Source organism: Mesorhizobium sp. M5C.F.Ca.IN.020.32.2.1 (assembly GCF_004023105.1).
Lineage (GTDB): Bacteria > Pseudomonadota > Alphaproteobacteria > Rhizobiales > Rhizobiaceae > Mesorhizobium > Mesorhizobium wenxiniae.
On record NZ_RZSX01001596.1, the window covers coordinates 1 to 562 of the forward strand.

The 562-nt window shown below is 65.1% G+C and carries 1 protein-coding gene; it reads left to right on the forward strand.

Annotation, left to right across the window (positions count from 1 at the left end; genetic code table 11):
- Nucleotides 1–562 (forward strand): hypothetical protein (locus tag EOA86_RS37660; RefSeq protein ID WP_164892458.1); only part of this gene is annotated, 562 nt, incomplete at both ends.

A 562-nucleotide genomic window follows, 5' to 3' on the forward strand; every position in this document is an offset into this window, starting at 1 on the left:
GCGCGCTGACCGACATCTCGCTTCTGTCCGGGGATGCCAAGGGCGCCATCGCTTTCGCGCTGAACGCGCAAGGCGCCGGCACCGCGCCTGACCTGTCGCTGACGGTCGACAGCGACCGGCTCTCGGTGGCGGCGCGAGAAATCACCGGGTTGAGGCTCACCGCCACCGGCAAGGCCGATGCCGCCAACCCGGCGGCCAATGTCCAACTGACCGGAAATGTCGCGGGCCAGCCCCTGCAAGGCCGTGCCGTGCTGGCGACGTCAGACGGCAAGCGCGCTATCAACGGGCTTCTGCTGTCACTCGGCAAGAACCGGGTATCAGGCGACCTGGCACTTGACGAGGCGTTCGTGCCTGATGGCACCGTGGCGCTCGACCTGCCTGATATCGGACCGCTCGCAGCCCTTGCGCTGGAAAAGGCGGAAGGCGATGTGCGTGGCACGCTCGTCTTCTCGAAGACCGGCAATGCGCCTGAGGTCACCATCAAGGCTTCGACGGCTTCGATTTCACGCGGCGATGTTTCGGCAAGGACGGTCACTATCGATGCATCGATCGCCAACTATCT